We start from the raw sequence: 20,123 nt of genomic DNA, 5'->3' as shown, positions 1-20,123 counted from the left end.
GCATTATGGCCATTATCCCACGATGAGGAGTTTGCAATCGACTGCTCAAAGAATTCAGATTATGCGACAACAGGTTGCTGGTCGTCGCTGGTTCCTCTCCGGAAGAGATGCCAGCAACGTCACGACAGCTGCGTTCACATTCCAGTCCAAACCCATTCAGGCAGGAAGAGGGCAGAACTGATGGATAAATCGCAGTACGGCCAGCAGATCTGCAACCGCTAGCTTTGTCACCGTTCCATCACCCCATGGCCAATCGCGAATGCGGCCGCGCTAATGGTGTGCCGCGAGCCAGCGACCTGTCAGCGAAGCTATGGCGCCAGCCCTAGGAATGAAGCTGCAACGACCTCGGGTTTCCCCCAATCGCCACTGCTAAATTGTCGTCATAGCCTCCACCATGCAGACCTCGATCCCGCACAAGGTCATGCATCCGATCATCGAGGGTGGTCTCTCAAGAGGATGGTAATCTTATGGCTTCTGCGCAATCCAACACAGCCTCCGAATTTCTCCCGGATTCGGCAGTCAGTGATGCCTACATCTATTTGCTCGGCAGGCTGTTGATCACCAGGCAGCAGCAAGTCGACTTTGACGAGGAAGGGTTTGTCTGGAACCAATTGCTCCATCGCAAGCCGGGCCAGGTCGACTGGCCCAACCCCAATCTCGACGTCGCCTATTCCGAGGCATGGGTAACGATTGACGAAGCGAGCACGCTGCTCGTGACCGTGCCCGAGATCACCGGCCGTTACTATACGGTGGAGTTCATCAATGGATGGGGCGAAACGCTGGCCAACCTCAACGAACGTTGCCACCCCGATCATCCGAGCGGGCTGTTCGCCATTTGCTTCCAGGGCAGCAATGTGGAGGTTCCTAGCGGTGCCTTGCGGGTGGATGTGCCGGCGAAAACCATGCGCGTGCTGCTTCGCGTCGAACTCGGGGCGAATTGGGATGAGGCCATCGCCCTCCAGCACCAGTTCAAATTCGAGATTCGGGGAAACCCCCAGGCACCCGAAATCCCCCGTACCTTAATGTTCGACATGGCGCATTTACCTGGCGTCGAAGCGTTTGATTCCGCCGAGCTTGCGATGCAGGAAAAGGACCTCAGCCCCTTGGACGACATGCAGGGGAAGGTTCGCGCCATCGTCAGCGAGATTGCCGATCCCACGCGCCGTGCCGAAGTCGACGAGGTAATTCGAACGAAAGCGCAGGCCGACTTTGCAGCCGCCGCGCCTTACATCGGGCGGGGGTGGATACGCAACGGATGGGCCCGGGAAAGCTGTTGCGGGCACTGGGGCACGGATTGGTTGACCCGTACGACCGTCAACTACGGCGGCATCTGGGCCAACGTGATGGACGAAGTGGTCTATTACCGCGGGGCCTTGGACAAGACCCTGAGCTGGGTGGAAGCCGACGGTACCTACTCGCTCACGTTTCCGGCGGACGCACTGCCCGAAAAATTCGCGCGGTATTTCTGGTCGATAATCGCGGTCGATCGGCAGTTCCGCCACGTGCTTCCCAACCCACTCGAACGCTATCTGCTCAACAAGGAGTCCGGCGTCGTTAAAAGCGGCGATGGTTCGCTCACCTTATATTTCGGCCCGGCCAAGCCGGATGGTGCTCCCGATGCCAACTGGCTGCCTACGGGAGCCGGCAAGCCCTGGAGCCTGACATTTCGTTTCTATGGTCCGCAAGGCGGCGTTGCTGACGGAACTTACTATCCCCCGCCGCTGGTTCGATTGGCATGATGCGGCGAAGCAGGGGCACCAGTTGGGTTATACCTGGTCGCAATCCCGTAAGCAGCCATAAGCGACTTGCCTGTGGCATCGGCCCGTGCCTTTGCCGTACCTACAGACATTACCACCCATCACATCGGTAGGAGTCTGGGTGTTAACAGCTGCGCGCATCGTCATAATCGGGCTATGGACAGCACAGTCGATATCGTCGCTACCGCAGCAGCGCTCTCGTTGGAACTGATGGCCATCGTCATCGTCCTGATTGGAGGTGTTGAAGCGCTTTGGCATGTGGCGAACCGACTGATCCGGGGACCGGATTGCGCCTGGTCCCGCCGTACCATTTGGCTTGGCTTTGCCTCCTGGATACTCCTAGCGCTGGAGTTCGCTTTGGGTGCGGATATCGTCCGAACGGCGGTCGCACCGAGCTGGGACGATATCGGCAAGCTGGCCGCGATCGCGGCGATACGGACAGGTCTGAGTTTCTTCCTCGAACGGGACATTGGGGGCATGAATGAAGACCCGGGCCCTTTGCGCAAGGCTCCAGACAGGGGGTAGGTTTTCACCGCCACGCTAACGAACCCGGTTGACCTCCGGCAGCACATAGCTTCCGTTCAAAATTGGTTCGGTCGGCACATAAGCGCGCAATAGCAAGGCGAACTGGTCATCGGGAGCGGGGAGCCAATTCGCCTTGCCCTCGGCATCGACAGGCTCCTCATGAGAGAGCACCAGCGTCAACGAGCCGTCAGCGCCGAACGCCAATTCGTTTGCGTCCAGGTTCACGGTGCCGATGTTGTGCCGGCCATTGGGGCTGGTGGGCATCATGAAATAGTCGCGATCGTACATGGTCAGGGACCAGAAGCCGCCTTTGGCCGGATCGATCGGGGGCAGTTGCCCTTTCTCGAAGCGCATCGTGTAGCGGTAGCGGCCTTGCAGGAGCGCCCCTTCGGCATCCGTTCCGCGGATCAGGTAGGTCGCTTCGCGGTAGTGGTTGACGTAGATGTAGATCACCGCCGCAAGTGCCCGCCCGTACCAATCCGTACCCCAGTCGCCGCCATTTTCCTGCCGCTGCCAGCCATTACCGGCATCGGTGCCCACCTGATCGTACCGCGCGCCCTCGTAGAGTTCGGCATCGGCGGTCAGCGCAGCGCGGTCCAACAGCGCTTTCCAGCGCGGATCGCTCTGGCGCAATCCCAGCAGAGTCCGCGCCTGAGCCGCCATGGCCGCATCGTTCACGCCCACCTTGGGATTAGCGTCCAGAGCCTTTTCCAGATCGTCCCAGAAGCTCGCACCGTGGACCGGCCGGATACGCAGCAGATCCGGATCGGCGGCCAGCATCTCAGCGGTCAGCCCAGCGGGGTAGACCTTGTTGCGCGCGCTTGCCTCGCAATCGAACTTGCGCCGGCCCGGCGCATCCGCGCTTAGCGGATAAGCCCCCATCTGGTTGAGCACCGCCCGCGCCCTGGCCTTCCCCTCCGGCGTGCGCGCGGCAAAGCTACGCGCCATGGCCACACCGATGTTCGTCGGCGAGCGCAGCACATCCACGAACCCTTCGGGTGTACTGCCCTGCCAATCGGGCCCTACCCATAGGTACTTACCCGCCGGCGTCGCCGATGCCGAGCCCAATTGGTGCGTCACCGTGGTGAAGGCATCGACGATCTGGATCGTCCAGTAATGCCCCTGGGGCACGTCGTCCGGCGTCTGGATAACCACCGGCTCATCGCCCAGATCGGCGAAACAGGCGCCGTAGATCGTGTCATTATTGGGCGTCACCACTTTGCGCTGGGCAGCGGGCAGATAGTCGTCGACATAGCCCATCCAGTTCTTGGGGCAGCCGGGAAACAGCCCCATCGCCATACCGGGCCCATGCCCTTCCATAAGCGCCCAAGTGCTGGTCCGCCCCACGGTGTTCACCAGTGGATGCCCCCAGACATAAACGACGCGGGCCAGCGCTTCGACATAGTGCTCGCTGGTCAGGCTGGCGGGCACGCCGGCACCGTTGGCCAGCCCCGGATTGGCCGGCGTGAACTGGCGGACGAGGTATGGTGCCTTTGAACGGGGCGAGGTATCGACCATGACGGAAATCTCCTGGCAATCGCTCGCCGGAGCCTACCCGCCTTCGTTCACACCAATCATTGGGATGAACCCGCAAAACAGGGCGTAATGTCGTGTAGGAAACAGGCAAAGGCGCAAGCTTGTCCCATACTAATTCGCAGACGGCAAAGCGCCTCGGTGCCGAAAAGGGCAATCGTGGAACTCACCTAAACGCGCTGGACCTGGCGGGAGCTGCCGTTGCCGCCGGGTAGCAAACCTTCCTGATCTCGGTACTATCACCAATGGCAGTAAATCCGGTCCGCCCTAGTGTTCTCCGCGGTTCGGAGGATATCGATGACGACAAGCTGGCGGAAAACGAGCGCATTTTTTGGGAAGTGCGTGGTCGTAGCAGTTGGTGGTACTTGCCTCGTTGAACCAAGCCATGCCTCCGAAGGGGGCGCCTCGTTCTATTTACTCGGAGGAAGCGGTCCCGAAGCGGCAATCATGCCACCGGTCGAAGGTGTGTTCTTCGACGACACGATCTACGTTTACGATGGCAAAGCGAAAGCCGATCGGCGGTTTGTGATCGGCGGCAACGTCGTGGCCGGTGCGCATGCAACGCTCGTCGCGGATTTTGGAACAGTCATGTGGGTACCCACCACCAATTTCCTGGGTGGAACATTGGCAATCAGCGGCTCGCTTCCAGTTGGCGCCCCAATGGTCAACGTGAGCGCCGTGGTTACTGGTCCGGCGGGTGGAAGCGCATCCGTTAGCCGACGCGATTCCGCGCTATTGGTAGGCGATCCTGTTGGCGCCATTCTGTTGGGATGGAAAGCAAACAAGTTTCATGCCCAAGTGTCCGCCACCGTAAATGTGCCGGTCGGCAATTACCGCGAAGGGCAACTTGCCAACGTCTCCTTCAATCGCTGGGTCGTTGATACATCGCTCGCAACCACATGGAACGACCCGAAGGCGGGATGGGACATTTCTGCTAAGGCGGGCTTCACCTTCAACGGTAAAAATTCTGCGACCGACTATAAGACCGGCACCGAGTTTCACGTTGAAGGCTCGCTGGAAAAAACTTTGTCGCCGGCATTTTCCGCCGGAGTTCAGAGCTATTACTTCCAGCAGGTGAGTGGTGACAGCGGTGCGGGTGCGATCCTTGGCCCTTTCAAGGGGGAGGTCGCCGCGATCGGCGCGACCCTGGCGCTGAACGTCAACATGGCTGGGTTACCAGCGACTTTTCGCGTTCGTGCGTTCAAGGAATTCGACGTAACCAATCGATTGAAGGGCGAAGCATATTTCCTCAGTCTTACCCTTCCTTTGCACATGGTGACGCCTGCCAGCGAAGGGAAATAACGACAGCCGCCAAGTGAGACAGCAATCTGCCAATGAGCCGTCTCACCGTGCCTTTGGAGGCACGTACGGATCAGGCGTCCCTGGCGCGATCGGCGGATAGCGCTTCAGGCTCGCCTCGAATTCCGCGACGATCTTCATCATCGGTCCGCCGACCCAGGCATTCGGTGTCAGGGTCGCCCCATATTCCTCCTTGGGGTCGTTGAGCAGGTCATAAATCTTGGGGACGCCGAGCTTGATCGGCGAAGACCACCAATCTCGCTCCTGCTCGTAGAAAGCCATCTTCCAATTGCGCCATTTGACGGCTTCCAACCGGTCGGCGACGAAGACGGGGAAGCCGTCCCTTGCAGAATGATCGGTTCGACCGAACAGAAATGCGCTTTGATCCACACCGTCAATCGCCCGGTCCCCAGGAACCCTTGCGCCGGCTATGTTCGCAAAGGTCGTGAAGGTGTCGACCGAATGGACGATCTCATTACTGACGCGCCCTGCCGGCACATTGCCCGGCCATCGGATAATGAAGGGAGTACGGAGCGAACCTTCCATATGCGTGAAGTAATACCCGCTCCAGGGGCCGGACGTGCCCTGTGATGGAAACGTGGGATCGGGACCATTGTCGCTGGTAAAGACGACGATCGTATTCTCCCGAATGCCGAGTTGGTCGATTGTATCAAGCAGCTTTCCAAAATTCGCGTCCATCTCGGCGAGGCAGTCGGCGAAATCTCCATTGCCAGTGCGCCCGGAAAATTCCTGGCTTGGCAAGGCAGGAACATGAACCAGCGTGAAGGGAACATAAGCATAGAAAGGCTTCCCTGACTGCGCGGCGCGCTGCATGAAATCAGTGGTCCGCTTGACGATCTCCTGATCGATCCCGCGTCGTTGATCGAGGTCGTAGATGCCCAGCTCTCGGCTTGGCTCGCCCTTGCGGCCCTCCATGACATGCATGAATGGAATGCCTGCAGCGCGCGCGCCGGGCTGTGACGGAAACATCGACTCATCGGTGGTACGCGGAATACCGTACCATTCATCGAAGCCCTGCGCATTGGGCAGCCTTCCCTGTGAACTGCCCAGATGCCACTTGCCGAACGCGCCGGTCATGTACCCTGCGTTCGACAGGGTCTCGGCCAGCGTCACTTCCCATTGCGTCAGCCCGTCCAGCAATCCCGGCAGAGGCACCGAATGCGTGCCAGAGCGGATTGCGAAACGCCCCGTCAAGATGGCGGACCGGCTAGGCGTGCATTGCGCCTCCACATTGAAGTTGGTGAGACGCATGCCTTCGGCGGCCAACCCGTCAATACGCGGTGTCGGGGCCCCCCGCAGCTCGCCTCCGCCATAAACCCCGAGCTCGCCATAACCAAGGTTATCCATGAGCACGAACAGGATGTTCGGCCTGCTTCGAGGCGGTTGCGCGAAACCCTTGTTAGAAAGCGATACGGCCGCGAATGCCCCCAACATTCCGAGAGCACTTCGACGATCTGCTTCCATCCTCGGTTCTCCCTGAAATGATCCCGCAATCATTGCTCGGCAGGCGAGGTGCAGCCATTGGGGATTACCCCAAAGATGAAGCATGATGCCCGCGACTGCAGCTTCTACAACTGCTGGTATTGCTCGCCCATCGGCTCAAGCCTGCCCGTCTCTTCAACGCCAGATCTGGCCGCTTAAGCTTTAGCGAACTGCGAGCTGTGAACATCGGCCTTCGAAAATATCTTGAGCTCACTTTCACCATGATGGCTTTCGATCTGCGATAATCCGAATATTATTCCAATTGCAACCAAGCGGATTATCGAGGGTATTTCACTAGGTATTACCCCCCGGTTGTGGGCTAACGCATCAAACTGGCAGGCTTGATTGAGACGCGACGGGGAGCCGTTGATGCTCGAATGGTGCGAATTCTCAAATCGAACAGATGCGATCTCGACGCGCAAGCAAGCGAGGATCCGTCACGCCTGCCTGCTGCTAAGCACCTCGACGTTGGCGGCGAGCGCGGGGCTTGGAATTCCGCTTTCGCCTATTGCAGCGCAAACATGTCCTACCCCGATTTCGGTTACCGGTACGTCCTGCACCTTGCCTGCTGGGACGACCGTTACAGTGTCGACAGCCAATTCGACCGGAATCGCTGTAGGCGGCGCAACCGGCCGGATCGACGGAGATACCGTAACGATCAATCTTGGAGCAGCAGGAACCACCGGTGAGGCCGCCACAGCCCATGGAACGATCTTTCTGACCGGTAGCACGGTAAAGACATCGTCGACGACCGCAGCAGCCAGCTTGGGGCAGACCGGCCTCGTTTCAACCGGCGCGGGAAGCCAGCTGAGCTTTCTAACCGGTACCGTCGCCATGGGGCCGCAGACCGGGGCCACAATCATCAACAATCTACTGGCGGTGCACGCCGTCGACGGCGGACTGGTGACACTGACAAGCAGTGCCATATCCACGCGCGGCGGGGCGACCGGCACCGGCAACGATGCCCTTGTTGCGACAGGGCAAGACAGCGTGATCGACATGTCGGGCGGGTCGGCCAGCACGCTGTCGCGCAGTTCGACCGTGGCCCGTGCCGAAGTTGGCGGAGAAATCCGGCTGAACAATGCGGCAGTTTCCACCGCTGCCAGCGCCAACGGTCAGCGCGGGCTGTGGGCCACCGGAAGTGATGCCGCCGCCGTCGCCAGCAAGATCACCATGACCGGCGGATCGCTGACGCTGGGCTTGGGCACAACGGCCGCCAGCGACATGGTGGCGGCTTATGCCGGCGACGGGGGAGACATAACGCTCTCCGGCACAACGGTCCTAGTCCAGGGCGGCAATAGCGGGACAACCAGCTTTTCCGACCACGCCCTCGTTGCGGCGGGAGGCGGCAGTTCCATCACCATGGCCGGCGGATCGGTTACAACCACCTCCCGCGCATCCTTCGGTGCCCGGGCCGAGAATGGCGCACTGGTCTCCATCAGCGGCGGTGCCACCATCGCCACGACCGGGACCACATCATCGGTGGCACCGCTGGCGCCCAACACGGGGAGCTATGCCCTGTCATCAAGCGGAGCTGGCAGCCTCATTGAAGTGCAAGACTCCTCGGTAACGACCGCTGGCGCATTTGCCGATGCCGCGCGCGCGGAAAATGCGGGCTCGATCTCGCTGACGCGGGTGATTCTAGGCAGTAGCGGGAGCACGGCGCAAGGTCTGCTTGCGCTTGGCAGCGGAAGCGCCATCACGGGTTCGGCGGTTACCATCACGACCACGGGCGCTGCAGCAAGCGCGGCGCGAGCAGAAGGCGGTGCCACCATCACTCTAATCGACGGCAGCGGTCTCAACACAGCAGCGGGGGCAAGTCACGGCCTTATCGCTACAGGATCGGGCAGCCGGATCGAGGGTACGGGAACGACAATCGTCGCCGCCGGCACGTCAAGCAACGCAGTGCGCGCCGAGGACGGAGCCAGCGTGTCGCTGACCGGAGGATCGCTTCGCACTACCGGCGCTGGGCCCTCCGAAGCACTCAACGCGGCCGCCGCCGACGTGCGGTCGGGCGGCATGCTGGATCTCTCCGGGATTACGATCACGACAACGGGCGCCAGGGCTGATGGGCTACATGCAGAAGGCGCGGGATCGCAAATCCACGGCAGCGATCTTATCGTCTCGACAAGCTGGACCCAAGGCAATGCCGCCGCCAACGCCGTCGATGTGCAGAATGGCGGGACCGTCATTCTGGAACGCAGCCAACTGACTTCGGTCGTCACGGCCGTCAACGTCGGTCTGGCGGCCGATGTGACGCCCGCAACTTTCACCGCAACTGATACGATCATCGTGGCAACCGGGCCGACAGCGCCGGGCCTCAACGCCACTGGAGGAGGGACGGCCCGGCTCACGGGAGGCTCAGTCACCTCCAACGGCATCAACTCGCCCGCGTTGCAAGCAGGAGGCGCTACCATATTCGCAACGGATGTTGCGATCAGGACCACTGGGAATGGTCGCTCCTACGGCGTCCTTTCCGCGGGCAACAGCAACGTGACCGTTGTCGGCGGTTCGATCACGACGATCGGCGAGCCCGAAAACCCTTTCACCGCAAACGCGCGCAGACCCGAAGCCTTGGTCGCCACCAATCCCGGTGGCCTGTTGAGCGCGTCGGGCGTCTCTGTCACAACCAGTGGTGTCGAGGGGTTCGGTATAGTGGCCGATGACGGCGGCATCATCACTTTGACAGACAATCACATTGCGACATCAGGGCTGGCGGCGATCGGTCTCTACGCCGGTATCGATCAGGACGGCGCACAATTCCTGGTAAGCGTCACCGGTACCGATCAGGTTGTCGAAACCCAGGGCGAGCGCGCTTATGGCGCCTATGTTTCTCGGGATTTTCTGAGCGGAACAGCTACGATGGATCTCACCGGCGGTTCGATTACGACTGGAGGAGACAATGCGACCGGCCTCAGAGCGATAGGCGGAGGCGTGCTCTCCGCCCGGCAGGGCAGCGTTACCACCAGCGGAGCGCGCGCCTATGGGGTACAGGCGCGCTACTTCGTTGATGCGATAGTCGCGGATTCTCGAAACGAACCCACCTCGGTATCCCTTACCGATATGGAGATTCGCACGAACGGAGCTTCTGCGCACGGCGCCCTGGTCCAGAACGGCGCCGTGCTTGCCGGCGCAAACGTCGACATCTCCGCCAGCGGTGCATCGGCGATGGCGCTCTACTCGATTGGCGAGCTTGCCGGCACGTCGATCGATTTTGCTGACAGCCGCCTGATCAATGCCGAGGGGCCAACAGTTGGGGTAGCAGGTGCCAGCCGGATATCGTTGGTCAGGTCAGTCGTCGGGCGACCGCTGGCAGACGGCGGCAATGCCCAGTGGCTGCTGGTGGGCGCAACGGCAGACTTTCCCGCTTTGCTCGCCGAACCGCCCATTCGGGGAGATTCAGACGACGATCCAGCTATAACCGCCTTTACTCTCGCGAGCAGTTCGTTGCCGGCTGCGCTCGCATTGCCGGGAACCGCTGACATCGAGATCTATGCCTCTACGCTAACCGGCGCGGCGACTACTCTGCCGGGCAGCACATCGAACGTCACGTTGAACGAACACAGTCACTGGGACATGACCGGCAGTTCGAACGTCACCAATCTGTCAAACATCCAGAGCGGCATTTTCTACACCGCGCCAATCGGCGATCCAACCAGCAGCGCTAGCTACAAGACGCTGAATACCGTCAATTATTCAGGTGGCAACGGACTGATCGGCCTTCACACCTACCTTGCCGGCGACGGTTCGCCCTCGGACCTGCTGGTGATCGATGGAGGTGCAGGCTCGGGTTCGAGCAGGCTGCAAATATCGAACTCCGGGGGGGCTGGCGCCCTGACGGAGGTGAACGGGATCCTCGTCGTCGATGCGATCAATGCGGCGACCACCACAGGCGGGGCCTTCGCGCTAGCCAGCCCCGTGATCGCCGGACCGTACGAATACAATCTGTATCACGGGAGTGTGGACGCCTCGGCGCCGGAGAGCTGGTTCTTGCGGAATACGCTGCCGACGCCGACGCCCACGCCAACTCCGACACCAACGCCAACACCAACGCCGACCCCAACGCCGACCCCAACGCCAACACCAACACCAACACCAACACCAACACCAACACCAACACCAACGCCAACGCCAACTCCAACTCCAACGCCAACTCCAACGCCGACCCCAACGCCAACTCCAACCCCAACGCCAACTCCAACCCCAACGCCAACTCCAACGCCAACTCCAACGCCGACCCCAACGCCAACTCCAACCCCAACGCCAACTCCAACGCCGCCCCCCACGCCGACCCCAACGCCGCCTCCTGCACCCCGGCCATATTATCGGCAGGAAACCTCAGTCTACTCGGCGGTGCCAGCGATGCTCGCAATCTACGGCAGGCAAATTCTCGATACGTTGCATGAACGTGTCGGCAACGAGGAGCAGATCCGCGGGAATCCGGCACTCGCCGATTCAAACAAATGGGCTAACGGCATCTGGGGCCGCACGATTCTCCGGCATGGGCACACGAGCGGCGACACGCTTGGGATTTATGGCAATGATGGGCCTTCCTACAAATCGGACTTGATTGCTTTCCAGGCTGGGCTGGACGTCTATCGCCGTACGGAAAAGCGCGACGATGGTACCGAGGGAGACCGCGACCATGCCGGTATCATCGGCAGTTGGGGGACAATGGACGCCGAAATTGATCACAATCTGATCGATTTCAAATTCCGGGCCGGCAAAGTCGATATGCAGAGTTGGTCGCTTGGCGCGTTCTGGACGCATTTCGAACCGAACGGCGCCTATCTGGATCTGGTTGGCCAAGTCACTTGGCACGACATCCGAATGCGTTCGCTCCGGTTTGAGAGGGTCAAGACGAATGGGTTTGGCTTAGCCCTTTCAGCCGAAGGAGGCTATCCGGTGCCGCTCGACGAAGATTGGAAACTGGAGCCGCAAGTCCAGCTGATCTACCAATCTTTTGACATCGACAGCTTCGACGACCCCGCCGCCCATGTCCGCTTCCGCGATCTCGATTCGCTAACCGGACGCGCCGGTTTCCGGCTGGCACATGTGGGTGATCTCGAAGGATGGCTGCGCGGCAATATCTGGCACGAGTTTTTAGGCGGCTTCAGTACCGAATTCTCCTCAGCAGACGGTTATGTCCCGTTTGAAACAAAACCGCCCGTAACGTGGTGGCAAGTGGGCGCAGGCATCAGTTTCCTGCTTCACCCGCAACTCACTTTGTTCGGTCAGGGCAGTTACGAGGAGGCATTTAATGCCGACAGTCACGCCTGGACTGCGAAGATCGGAGTTCGCGTAAATTGGCGATAGCACTGCCTGCGAAATAAACAGAATACTCTTTGATGGACGATAATCCATTGTTTATAGCGGCATATGCATTGGACCACCCCCATCCTATATTCTACTAGACCGGGAATTTAACGCTTGCAAAAATTTAACCAATGACAATCCTTTAATCGGATTACTTTGGCATAAATTGCTCGCGATGTAATCGCAGTTCAGAAATTGCGGCACTCGAACAACGAGGGAGAGTAAGTCCATGCCACTGATTGAACGCGCTGCACGTGCGCTTGCTGAATCAGAATGCGGTAAAGACGCTTGGCGCAACCTCGACCTCGAACTGAGAGAAGAACTGAAAGAAAATGTGCGTGCCGTAATTAAAGCAATGCGCGTTCCTACGCTGCGCATGTGCATGGCAGGCCACGAATTATTTGAACAAGAGGGGGCAGTAAGGGATTGCGAAAGCATGCAGGATGCGTGGCAAGCTATGATCGACGCAGCCCTTCGGGACCCCATGATTTCTGAAAATGGGGTGTGATCACGTCCTGACAGGGAAAGTAGTTCGGCAGAAAAGCGGCCACAGGTTACCAGCGGCAAGGGGCGAACTAGCACCCGTTCCGGGACCACCGTGGGGATACGATTACCAATTCCGTCACGCAGGCGGGACGTTCTAACTCGAATAGGGCATGGCGGCAATGTCGGCTTTAGTTGGCCGGTTCTCCAAACCGGTCAGGCTACAAACGGCCAGAGCCAGTCATTCCGACGCGTGACGCCGTTTCGACTTTGCACGCCCACTCCCAACGCGATTGGCTTTGCGATCGGCAGATTTTGCAGATCTGGAGTCTTGGTCCTCGATCGAACGCAAAGCGGCCTGTACTTTTTGCCATCTTTCCACGTCGGCCACCTCCAAAAGTCGTTCGCCGGCAACCCATTTATCGCGCCCAAGGATCGCCGCTGCCCGTTCCTCCGGCCAATGCCAGCTTGCAGGCGCCATCCAAGGAATGGCGTCCTTTCCCACGCCCCCTAGGAAGAGCCCAACAACAAGCGTCGCGCTCGCGGTGATCGCCATCCACTTGTTCTGCGCCTGCCCATCGCGAGCCTTGGTGACGACGCTGTCGATGGAAGCAACAGCAACGCGAAGATCGCTCCGCGCTCTCTCCCACGCCTGCTGATCATCCAAGCGCCCATCCCTGCCTGCCTCCTTGATTTGCCCGGCGATCTTGTCGGGCGTCAGAGCCATGGCTGGATGATGGTTCAGCTTTTCGACGACGCCGCGCACGGCCTCGAAGCGCTCTTCGATCTTGGCCAGCTCGGGACTGTAATCGCGGGCATGCATCTCCTGAAATTTGACGGCGAGGCCGTCGATGGCGGCGGTCAGTCCTGCCAGGCGCTGGCCCATGGCCTCGAACGCAGCGGCAGGATCAAGCTCTTGGGGGGTGTGGATGTCGGGCATCCGATCAGCTTATCCCAAGCCCACGGTCGCGCGAGCGACCGAGCCAATCCTGGATACTGCGAGACAACGAAGCATTCTCACGCACCGGGATTCCAAGCTCAAACGATCTCGCCTTCAGCCGCGACTCGAGTTCGGGGTCGCGGTGAAGGCTTTTGGCGAACTGATCGATGCGCTCGGCCGCCCGTTCCATGCCGAGTTGATTGCCCTGCCTGCGCATGCGCATGAACTGCCGAGTCTGGGTCTGAAACTCGTTCACGAAGCGATCGGCACGCAAGTCGGCATCGATGCGGATCTCACTCTCGGCCATCATCGCCTGGATCGCGCGCCGGGTCTGCCCCTTGCCGGCTTCATCAGCGAGATCGGGGTCCTTGCGGATCGCCGCATGGAGATCACGGGCACCGTGCTCGCGCACCTTGTCGAGATCGCCCGCCGCCCGTTCCATCGCCTGCTGCTGAAGTTCGATGGGCTTCAACCCCATCGCTTTGATGCGCAGGATATCCTGCGCAGCGCGCCCATAGCCCTGCACGGCAACCTCGAGCGGATTAGCAGGCGCGGCAATGGCTGGCGCCTTGAGCCTGAGCCCGGCAAAGGGATCGCGCTTGATGACGATCTCGGCTTGCGGCTCGCGCTTCATCTCGAAGGCAGGGCCGTAATCGGAAGCCATATCCTTCGAGCGATCACGGCTGAGCGCCCGCACCAGCTTCGAGCGATCGGCAAAGTCATCCTTGCCATAGTGGAGATCAACCTGCGCACGGTGGCGCGACAACGCCACATAGGTCCCGTGCCGATCGAGCCCCGGCGTTGCCAGCAACCGCACCCGGTCCACGGTCATGCCTTGGGCCTTATGGATCGTCGCGGCATAGCCGTGATCCACATCGGCATAATCCTTGAGGTCGAAGGCGACCGCGCGGCCATCGTCGAGCATGACCGCCATGCTGAAGGGCGAGACGCTGCGGAGGACCCCAAGCGATCCATTCTTCACCCCCATGCTGCGCTCATTGCGGAAGAACATCACCCGGTCGCCCACGGCAAAGGCCCGCTCGCCGCGCTCGACCTTGAGCGCCACATCCTCGCCCAGCTCTCCCGCCTCGCGCATCTTTCCGCGCGCTGTCTGGTTGAGTTCGCCCACTTCGTCATTGGTGTGGGTCAGAATGATCCGGCTCGCCTCTGGATGGAGTTGTCGATCCCGATCCCATTGCCCGACGAGCGCTTCGCGCGCCGCCTCGCGGGTTGGCGCCACATGGACGTGCCCAGCCTGCTCATAGGCCAGCACCGCCTCCCCGGTCCGGCCGGTGGCCAGATCGCGCGTGGCCTCGCGCTGCCACTCCTCGCTTTGCCGCCGCACCTGCATGATCTCGACGCTGCCGTGCCGCTCGGCAATGCTGCGGAAGGCAGCGCCCGCCTCGATCGCCTGCAACTGCTCGGGATCGCCGACCAGCACGACCTTGGCGCCGCGCTTTTCGGCTTCGGAAATCACCCGCTCCATCTGCCGGGTGCCGACCATGCCGGCCTCGTCGATGACCAGCACCGAACGGTCAGTCAGCAGTTCGCGATCCTGCGCCCACTGCCGCTCCATGCTGGCGATGGTGCGCGACGATATTCCCGAACCGCTTTCGAGGTTCTCGGCAGCGATCCCGGAAAGCGCCGCACCGCGCACGTCGTAGCCCGCCGAGTGCCAGGCATCATGGGCAACACCAAGCATCGCGCTTTTGCCAGTGCCGGCATAGCCGATCACCGAAGAGAGTCCTCGGCTGTTGGTCACATGCTCCAGCGCCCCGCGTTGCTCGCCGGAGAGAGAAAGCCCCCTCGCCTCCGCATGGGCCAGCGCCTTTTCCTGCATAGCCCGGCTAACACCATGACGCCGCCCAGCATCGAGCTTGATCGTAGCCTTCTCAAGTCGCTTCTCGGTCTCGATCATCGTGCGTGAGGTGAAGCGATCCTCGCCGCGCCCATCCTTGCCCAGCGCGATGAGCTCGGGCGAGGATCTGACCGCGCCCAGGACCTGATCGAACTGTTCCTTCCCGTCGCTGTGCCGGTGCACGAACTTGGCAAGATCGCGGGTGGTGAACGTCGCCTGCTGGTGGGTGATAGCATCGAGCGCGATTGCTGGGTTGGCGAGGATCTTTTCGCCATTGGCTCGGGCAATCGCGTGGTGCTCTTCGAGCCTTTCACTCTCCAGCCCCTGCCCCGCCATGCGCGAGGCGGCGGGACCGATCTTGTGCTGCGGCTCAAGCTCTATCCCCTGGGCTTCCAGCGAACGGTGATCGATCCGCGCATCGATATCGAGTTCGGCCAATCGCTGATTGACGTGATCGGCCCAGGCTTCGCGCCAATGGGAAAGCAGTTCGGTGCGGTTCCAGTCGCGCACCTTGGGACCGAAGCCCTCCTCGGTCACTTCGCGCATGCCGAGCATCACATGGGCATGCGGCTTGGGCTGTCCATCTTCACCGATATCCCAGTGCACATTGAGATCGGCGACCATGCCCCGCGTCACGAATTCGCGTTGGACAAAGTCCCTTGCAAGGCGAATGCCCTCTGCCTGGTCAAGCTCGCGGGGAATGGCGAACTCGACCTCCCGGCACAGCTGCGCGTCCTTGCGCTTCTCGGCCGCCTCGACATCGTTCCACAGACGCTCGCGGTCGAGCCACTGTTCGGGCGCGTTCTCGGGAAGCAGGATCTCCGAGTGGACGACGCCTGCCTTGCTCGAAAAGTCATGATCGCGCCCCAGCCGCTCATCGTGCAGCCGCGAGGCGGCACGATAGGCGGCGGCTGCCACCGCCGAGGAGCCGGTAGCGCGCGAAATGACTTTGGCCGAGAAGTGGTAGATCGCCATGACGGCCATCCATTTACACTTCAAGCAGCACGTCGGCACGACGTATAAGCGCGCCCTCGAACGATTTCATCGCACTCGGGAACGCGAAATCCCAGAAGATTTCACGCTATTGTTCGGCGCTGAGACTCCCGATAGCTGAACCGTCCGCCTCGATCAAAGAAAGGACGGACGATGCGCAAGCCCCGTGACTATGACGCCGAACTCAAAGCGCTTACCGACAAGGCGCGGCAACTCAAAACGCGCAAGACCAGCCAGCTCGGAGAACTGGTAAACGCGACAGGAGCCGATGTCCTTTCCGCCGAAGTGCTGGCCGGCGCCTTGCTCGATGCCGCCACCACCACCGACGCGGCCAGAAAGGAGGCATGGCGCAAGAAGGGCGCCGCGTTCTTTTCAGGGGACGGCAAAGACGCTCGCACAGGAATTGGCAGCGAGCCGCGCAGCGCTGCGGCGGAGCCAGGCAGCGCGCAATTGCCACTTGGCGAGCCGGGCGCGGCATGATGCCCGCGCGTGGCAAGTGAAGCGGCGCGAGCGCACCCGCCGGCTCATCGAGCTCGGCGGGCTGATCGCGAAGGCCGAACTGGTCGAACTGACCGGGGATGACCGCGCGGTGATCCTCGGTCTGCTCGTCGAAGCGGCGGCCAGGCTGCGCGGCGAGGATCGCGAGCAGGCGCTGACGCTGTGGCGACGACGGGGCGTGCGGGCCTTTAGCGATCGTTTAGACTGTTGAAGGCACAACCAGCGTGTTCGCGGCACTTCGGTCCGCGAACACGCTGCCCTGATTGGGCAAACGGGGGGCGGGGGAGCGATGTCCAACAGGAGGCGATTTCGGGCAGTGCCGCTTCAGCACGGCAGACAGTTCAGGAAACGCCCTGGCCAGCGCAAGCGACGGTCGCAAACCCGCCGGACCGCGACGTGGCTCGGCATCGCGGCGATTGTGGGCGGCGGCCTGGGCTACCTCAGCACCCAGGGTGATGAACCGCTGCAAGCGGTCCAGCAATTGCTGCCGTCATCCAGCTCGGCCGCCTCGCCGAAGTCGTGGGCCTATTATGCCAATTGCGATGAGGCGAGAGCAGCGGGCGCAGCGCCGCTCTACGTGGACGAGCGCGGCTATCGGCCGCAGCTCGATGCCGATGGCGACGGTATTGCCTGTGAGCCCTATCGCGGTTCGCATTCGCGCAGGCGCAGGCTGCGTTTCCACTTCTAAGCGGAGCGCAGCATCGGAAAATCCCTGTAACTACCGTCCGACCGCCACTGGACCGGTCCGATCCAGTCAGAACTTGGCCTAAGGATTCCCGTCTGTTATCCTGCCAAGGCGCTGCGCAAAGGGCAGCGCCGGGACTGGTAATCCCGCTGACCATGCAAACTCGGAAAACACAGTTTTCCGGGGTGCCGACGCGTATGTCCAAACCTTCGGGTTAAAGGCGGCGGCGCATGCGGTCAGCATGTTACCAGCTCCGGCGGCTCCCGCGCGTTAGCGTGCGGGAGTTCGGGACTGGTCCGCAAGTTGTCCCGAGCCTTCCGCCAACCCCGCCTTGATGCGGACCCGGAGGTGCCAATGGACGTTCATGTTCCTGCTGCTTCACCCGATGAAATCGCCGCTGTCTCTGCGGCGCTCAACTCCTTGCCCGATGAGAATTCCGCGCTCGCCGCGCTCTGGAAAATCTACGATGCCGAACCGGTCCGGTTGCTACGCACCCGGCAAGGTCGCAGCCTCAGTCGTGATCGCTACAAGCGGGCCGAACAGTTCGCGGCGATGCTGTCACCGGACGCACCGTTCGACTGGCCGGACTTTCTCTATTCGACCGGCATCGTCGCGCAGCTCGCGCTGTCGTCGCATCTGCTCGATGTCGGCTTTCCGGATAGCTGGTGCGCGCGGTACATCAGCCTCCATGTCGATCGGTCTCTGGCCTACGCCAACGTGACCGCGTTCGGCTACGATTGCCCAGAGACGGCGCGGCTGATGCAGGTGCTCGCACCCTACTGGAAATGGAACCGGCGCAATCTGACGGACGGCCAGCATCCCGACGATGGCGGCTTCACGCCCGATGAGGTTCGGGGGCTGGTTACCGCGCTGCTCGCTCATGTGTGCCAGGTCACCGGACACGCGCGATCACGGCAGCGGGCGGTGCGATCCTGATCGCACCACTGCGGCGCTGACATTCCAGACCGCAAAGCGGCGTGATCGCCGCCGAGGTCTGGCGCGATTCGCGTGCCTGCGATGTCAGTGATTCGCGCGCACCGCGTGCTTTGAGACGGCTTGGGACGGGGCCGCCAGTCACGCGCCTCCGGCGGTGAGACTCTTTTTTGGTGTCCGTAGGGTACCGATGGAGTCCGTTAGAGTGCACATAGGGTACACTTCGTGACCGCCCACATTTTCAGGCACTTGCGCCCCGCTCGCTTTGCCCCAATCTTGCTCATGGCCGGCCAGTCCACCTCACGAATAGGAAAGGACAACGCCAATGAGCATGACGCCCCATGATCGTTTCCTGCGCCTGAATATCGTTCTCGAACGCACGGGCCTTTCCCGCGCGACCCTCTACCGCAAGATCCAGTCCGGGACCTTCCCCAGGCAGGTTCGCATTGCCGAGCGCTGCTGCGGCTGGCGCGAGAGCGCCATTACCGAATGGATGAATAGTCCCATCTCGTACCTGGTCGACGACGTCCCACCCCAAGCCTGAATAGTCGGTACGCCTGCAAGCAAGGCCGGGGCGCGTCCGCCGCAGCGGACGCGCCCCGGTTCCTTACCAGCCTTTCCGCTCCTGCCGATCCCGCGAGCGCACGATCAGGCCCATCGCGCAGCCGAGCTCTTTCTCCACCCGGCGGACGCTGATGCCCATGCGCTCGGCGATCTGCTCATACCGAAGACCCTCGAAGCGCCAGAGGCAGAAGGCCCGATTGGGCAAGTAAGGAAGCGAATAGATCGCGCGCGCCAGCCGCCGGTGTTCCGGATCTTCGTATTCCGGGAAGGCATTACGCAGGAACGCCTCGTGGATGCGCTGCTGCAGCAGATAGAGATGCCACCTCATGCCGCGTCCTCCCCGAAGGCGAGGAGGTAATCGGCCGCCTTGCTGGCAGCACTGGCCGCCCGGAAGATCGCCTTCTCGTCGGCGCGGAGCACTTCAAGCCATGAGCCGAGGTAATCCGAATGCCGCACCGTGGGCTGTATACCCAGCGACGCGCAGGCAAAGGCCGAGGTCATCTCGGCGATGAGCTCTTCCTTTGCGTACGATGCCGAGCCGTACTTGCCGGTCTGATCGCGGTCCAATCGCCCGTTTCCTCCGCTCCAATGACCAAGTTCATGAAGGGCCGTCCGGAACCAGTTCACCGGCTCATGGAAAGCCGCCTGCGGAGGCACCTGCACATAGTCCTGCTTCGGGGCATAGAACGCCTCGTCGCCGCCGATCCGGAAGTCCGCGCCGGTGTTCACAATCAGCCGATCCACCTCGGCAATAGCCATGACCGGATCGGGAACCTGCGGTTCCTCGACATAGCATTCGGGCAGCCCCTCGATCTGATCGAGGTTGAACACGACAAAGCGCTTCAGGAAGGCAATCGTCCGCGCCTCGCGATCCTCGCACCGCGCCTGCTCGCTCTCGGCCTTCGGGGTGAAGCGATCCGCATAGCAGATGACCGTGCCCTTCTCACCGCGCCGGACATGCCCGCCTGCGGCCAAGGCCTGCTTGTAAGTCAGCCAGCGCTGCGAGCCGAACCTGCGTTCCACCGCCTCGCACCATAGGATCAGCACATTGATACCTGAGTACACTCTTCCGGAAACGGCATTGTGCGGCATCAGACAGGGACACCGCGCACTGTCCCAGGGCTGCACCCAAGGGAGCCGCCCCTCTTCCAGCTCGGAAATGATACGAGACGTGACCTCTCCATAGAGGCTCTGGCGATTGGTCCTTTCCATTTCTCCTGTTCCTTTCCTCAACCG

Annotated in this window: 16 protein-coding genes; 10 read left to right on the top strand and 6 right to left on the bottom strand. The window is 61.4% G+C overall.

All coding sequences use genetic code 11. The features are described from left to right. Window positions 1-467 precede the first annotated feature (467 nt). Both ACZ1JC_RS15370 and ACZ1JC_RS15365 read left to right on the top strand, forming a co-directional pair. Window positions 468-1,739, top strand: coding sequence for a DUF1214 domain-containing protein (locus tag ACZ1JC_RS15370; RefSeq protein WP_465136029.1), 1,272 nt, complete (start codon window positions 468-470; stop codon window positions 1,737-1,739). A 228-nt stretch (window positions 1,740-1,967) separates the two neighbouring features. Next, a complete protein-coding gene (locus ACZ1JC_RS15365; RefSeq protein ID WP_465136030.1) occupies window positions 1,968-2,282 on the top strand; it encodes a DUF1622 domain-containing protein in 315 nt (104 codons plus the stop codon). A gap of 15 nt (window positions 2,283-2,297) precedes the next feature. Here the strand turns inward: ACZ1JC_RS15365 and ACZ1JC_RS15360 are convergent, their stop codons facing one another. After that, on the bottom strand, window positions 2,298-3,800 hold the full coding sequence (locus tag ACZ1JC_RS15360) for a DUF1254 domain-containing protein (protein WP_465136031.1): 1,503 nt from the start codon (window positions 3,798-3,800) through the stop codon (window positions 2,298-2,300). A gap of 312 nt (window positions 3,801-4,112) precedes the next feature. Between ACZ1JC_RS15360 and ACZ1JC_RS15355 the strand changes: the two genes are divergently transcribed. Continuing rightward, a complete protein-coding gene (locus tag ACZ1JC_RS15355) occupies window positions 4,113-5,117 on the top strand; it encodes a SphA family protein (protein ID WP_465136032.1) in 1,005 nt (334 codons plus the stop codon). A gap of 42 nt (window positions 5,118-5,159) precedes the next feature. Here ACZ1JC_RS15355 and ACZ1JC_RS15350 read toward each other — a convergent pair whose 3' ends face one another. Beyond that, on the bottom strand, window positions 5,160-6,599 hold the full coding sequence (locus tag ACZ1JC_RS15350; RefSeq protein WP_465136033.1) for an arylsulfatase: 1,440 nt from the start codon (window positions 6,597-6,599) through the stop codon (window positions 5,160-5,162). Window positions 6,600-6,986: 387 nt separating this feature from the next. Here ACZ1JC_RS15350 and ACZ1JC_RS15345 point away from each other — a divergent pair, with 387 nt between their 5' ends. Both ACZ1JC_RS15345 and ACZ1JC_RS15340 read left to right on the top strand, forming a co-directional pair. Next, complete coding sequence (locus ACZ1JC_RS15345) at window positions 6,987-11,933, top strand: autotransporter outer membrane beta-barrel domain-containing protein (RefSeq protein WP_465136034.1); 4,947 nt, start codon at window positions 6,987-6,989, stop codon at window positions 11,931-11,933. 229 nt (window positions 11,934-12,162) lie between these two features. Continuing rightward, window positions 12,163-12,441: a hypothetical protein gene (locus tag ACZ1JC_RS15340; protein WP_465136035.1), complete on the top strand. Its 279-nt coding sequence runs from the start codon at window positions 12,163-12,165 to the stop codon at window positions 12,439-12,441. Between the two features lie 216 nt (window positions 12,442-12,657). Here ACZ1JC_RS15340 and ACZ1JC_RS15335 read toward each other — a convergent pair whose 3' ends face one another. Continuing rightward, on the bottom strand, window positions 12,658-13,356 hold the full coding sequence (locus tag ACZ1JC_RS15335) for a DUF6118 family protein (protein WP_465136036.1): 699 nt from the start codon (window positions 13,354-13,356) through the stop codon (window positions 12,658-12,660). Window positions 13,357-13,360: 4 nt separating this feature from the next. After that, window positions 13,361-16,189, bottom strand: coding sequence for a Ti-type conjugative transfer relaxase TraA (traA, locus tag ACZ1JC_RS15330; protein ID WP_465138582.1), 2,829 nt, complete (start codon window positions 16,187-16,189; stop codon window positions 13,361-13,363). A 171-nt stretch (window positions 16,190-16,360) separates the two neighbouring features. Here traA and ACZ1JC_RS15325 point away from each other — a divergent pair, with 171 nt between their 5' ends. The 5 genes from ACZ1JC_RS15325 to ACZ1JC_RS15305 all read left to right on the top strand — a co-directional run bounded on the left by ACZ1JC_RS15325 (window position 16,361) and on the right by ACZ1JC_RS15305 (window position 18,867). Continuing rightward, the gene (locus ACZ1JC_RS15325) at window positions 16,361-16,687 is read left to right on the top strand and encodes a conjugal transfer protein TraD (protein WP_465136037.1); all 327 of its coding nucleotides are present in this window, start codon (window positions 16,361-16,363) and stop codon (window positions 16,685-16,687) included. A 16-nt stretch (window positions 16,688-16,703) separates the two neighbouring features. Continuing rightward, window positions 16,704-16,916: a conjugal transfer protein TraD gene (locus ACZ1JC_RS15320; RefSeq protein WP_465136038.1), complete on the top strand. Its 213-nt coding sequence runs from the start codon at window positions 16,704-16,706 to the stop codon at window positions 16,914-16,916. Between the two features lie 105 nt (window positions 16,917-17,021). Continuing rightward, on the top strand, window positions 17,022-17,393 hold the full coding sequence (locus tag ACZ1JC_RS15315; RefSeq protein ID WP_465136039.1) for an excalibur calcium-binding domain-containing protein: 372 nt from the start codon (window positions 17,022-17,024) through the stop codon (window positions 17,391-17,393). 351 nt (window positions 17,394-17,744) lie between these two features. Next, window positions 17,745-18,326 (top strand): hypothetical protein, encoded by a 582-nt coding sequence (locus ACZ1JC_RS15310; protein ID WP_465136040.1) that lies wholly within the window; start codon window positions 17,745-17,747, stop codon window positions 18,324-18,326. A gap of 322 nt (window positions 18,327-18,648) precedes the next feature. After that, window positions 18,649-18,867: a helix-turn-helix transcriptional regulator gene (locus tag ACZ1JC_RS15305; protein ID WP_465136041.1), complete on the top strand. Its 219-nt coding sequence runs from the start codon at window positions 18,649-18,651 to the stop codon at window positions 18,865-18,867. Window positions 18,868-18,930: 63 nt separating this feature from the next. On the opposite strand, the gene ACZ1JC_RS15300 is transcribed toward ACZ1JC_RS15305, so the two are convergent. Together ACZ1JC_RS15300 and ACZ1JC_RS15295 are read right to left on the bottom strand one after the other, a co-directional pair. Next, window positions 18,931-19,215 carry a sigma factor-like helix-turn-helix DNA-binding protein gene (locus tag ACZ1JC_RS15300; protein WP_465136042.1) on the bottom strand — a complete coding sequence of 95 codons (285 nt, stop codon included), beginning with the start codon at window positions 19,213-19,215 and terminating at the stop codon, window positions 18,931-18,933. Continuing rightward, window positions 19,212-20,099 carry an ArdC family protein gene (locus ACZ1JC_RS15295; protein WP_465136043.1) on the bottom strand — a complete coding sequence of 296 codons (888 nt, stop codon included), beginning with the start codon at window positions 20,097-20,099 and terminating at the stop codon, window positions 19,212-19,214. The genes ACZ1JC_RS15300 and ACZ1JC_RS15295 overlap by 4 nt, the downstream gene beginning before the upstream one ends. Between the last annotated feature and the right edge of the window lie 24 nt (window positions 20,100-20,123).

It is taken from the genome of Sphingomonas sp. BL-S-28 (assembly GCF_055521515.1).
The sequence above is the reverse complement of the archived record's forward strand: the minus strand, read 5'-3'. Positions and strand labels throughout refer to the sequence as shown.

Coding starts and splice junctions, on each gene's coding strand:
- ACZ1JC_RS15370 (WP_465136029.1), top strand. CDS start 468: ATGGCTTCTGCGCAATCCAACACAGCCTCCGAATTTCTCCCGGATTCG.
- ACZ1JC_RS15365 (WP_465136030.1), top strand. CDS start 1,968: ATGGCCATCGTCATCGTCCTGATTGGAGGTGTTGAAGCGCTTTGGCAT.
- ACZ1JC_RS15360 (WP_465136031.1), bottom strand. CDS start 3,800: ATGGTCGATACCTCGCCCCGTTCAAAGGCACCATACCTCGTCCGCCAG.
- ACZ1JC_RS15355 (WP_465136032.1), top strand. CDS start 4,113: ATGACGACAAGCTGGCGGAAAACGAGCGCATTTTTTGGGAAGTGCGTG.
- ACZ1JC_RS15350 (WP_465136033.1), bottom strand. CDS start 6,599: ATGGAAGCAGATCGTCGAAGTGCTCTCGGAATGTTGGGGGCATTCGCG.
- ACZ1JC_RS15345 (WP_465136034.1), top strand. CDS start 6,987: ATGCTCGAATGGTGCGAATTCTCAAATCGAACAGATGCGATCTCGACG.
- ACZ1JC_RS15340 (WP_465136035.1), top strand. CDS start 12,163: ATGCCACTGATTGAACGCGCTGCACGTGCGCTTGCTGAATCAGAATGC.
- ACZ1JC_RS15335 (WP_465136036.1), bottom strand. CDS start 13,356: ATGCCCGACATCCACACCCCCCAAGAGCTTGATCCTGCCGCTGCGTTC.
- traA (WP_465138582.1), bottom strand. CDS start 16,189: ATGGCGATCTACCACTTCTCGGCCAAAGTCATTTCGCGCGCTACCGGC.
- ACZ1JC_RS15325 (WP_465136037.1), top strand. CDS start 16,361: ATGCGCAAGCCCCGTGACTATGACGCCGAACTCAAAGCGCTTACCGAC.
- ACZ1JC_RS15310 (WP_465136040.1), top strand. CDS start 17,745: ATGGACGTTCATGTTCCTGCTGCTTCACCCGATGAAATCGCCGCTGTC.
- ACZ1JC_RS15305 (WP_465136041.1), top strand. CDS start 18,649: ATGAGCATGACGCCCCATGATCGTTTCCTGCGCCTGAATATCGTTCTC.
- ACZ1JC_RS15300 (WP_465136042.1), bottom strand. CDS start 19,215: ATGAGGTGGCATCTCTATCTGCTGCAGCAGCGCATCCACGAGGCGTTC.
- ACZ1JC_RS15295 (WP_465136043.1), bottom strand. CDS start 20,099: ATGGAAAGGACCAATCGCCAGAGCCTCTATGGAGAGGTCACGTCTCGT.